This is a genomic window from Candidatus Aquicultor sp. (genome assembly GCF_054640775.1).
In genome coordinates this window covers 3777-4943 of sequence record NZ_JBTSLF010000179.1, presented here as the reverse complement: position 1 = coordinate 4943, position 1167 = coordinate 3777, and the positions used below count along the sequence as shown (strand labels likewise).

Here is a 1167-nt window from a genome sequence, read left to right as displayed (position 1 = left end):
CCAGCGTCGGCCTTGACACCTTCGGCGCGGGCTACACGTCGCCTCCGGACGTGGCGATCGCCGACAAGACCGGCGCCGGGTCCGGCGCGACCGCGACGGCGACCGTCGACGTCGGTATCGTCTCCGCCGTCAACGTGACCGCGCCGGGCTCCGGCTACGTCACCTCCGGCGGCATCAAGAAGTTCCAGGACGACCTTCCCGGCGTCTGCGACCCCGCCAGCGCCGCCGGTTGTCCGACGGCCGCCGACGCGAAGTTCATCCCGCTGGCCGTCCCCGAAGAGAAGGTCTATGCGAATGTCAAGGCCGACCAGTTCGACATCGCGGTCGTGCAGTACCGCACCAAGTTCAACTCCGACCTCCCCGCGACCCTCGCGCGCGGCTACGTCCAGCTCGAGACGCCGGCCAACGCCGCCATCAGCCAGCACTATCCACTGGTGAACGAGATGGTCGACGGCAGCAGAGTGCCGATCGTCGACAGCAACAACCAGCAGGTGTTCGCAGTCACCCAGCCGCAGTGGCTGGGCCCGATGATCGCGGCGACCAAGGACAAGCCGGTCCGCATCGTCTTCCACAACCTGCTTCCCACGGGCGCCGGCGGCGACCTCTTCATCCCGACGGACAGCACGTACATGGGCTCGGGAATGGGCCCGATGGCGATGCCGGCTCCGGTCGACAACGGGTCGGTGCTCGACGAGGTCCGCAATCCGGTGTGCGACGAGTCCCCGAAGCCGGCCGACTGCTTCAAGGACAACCGTCAGGTGCTGCACCTCCACGGCGGGATCACCCCGTGGATCAGCGACGGCACGCCCCACCAGTGGATCACGCCGGCCGGTGAGGACACCATGTGGCCGCAGGGCCAGGCCGTGCGCAACGTCCCCGACATGACCGAGGGCACCGCGGCCAACGATGGCGTCCAGACCTACTACTACACCAACCAGCAGAGCGCGCGGCTGATGTTCTACCACGACCACGCCTGGGGCATCACGCGCCTCAACGTGTACATCGGTGGCGCCGCCGCCTACACGATCACCGACGACACCGAGAAGAAGCTCGTCGCCAACGGCACCATCCCCGACCCGGCCGACACCATCCCGCTGGTGGTCCAGGACCGCACCTTCGTGCCGCAGGACACGCAGATGTACGACCAGAAGGATGCCAACGGAAACG

1 protein-coding gene is annotated in these 1167 nt (G+C 67.7%); it reads left to right on the top strand.

The genetic code is table 11. From position 1 onward, the window contains the following. Window positions 1-1167 (top strand): cupredoxin domain-containing protein (locus ACYC56_RS12145; RefSeq protein ID WP_461374444.1); only part of this gene is annotated, 1167 nt, incomplete at both ends.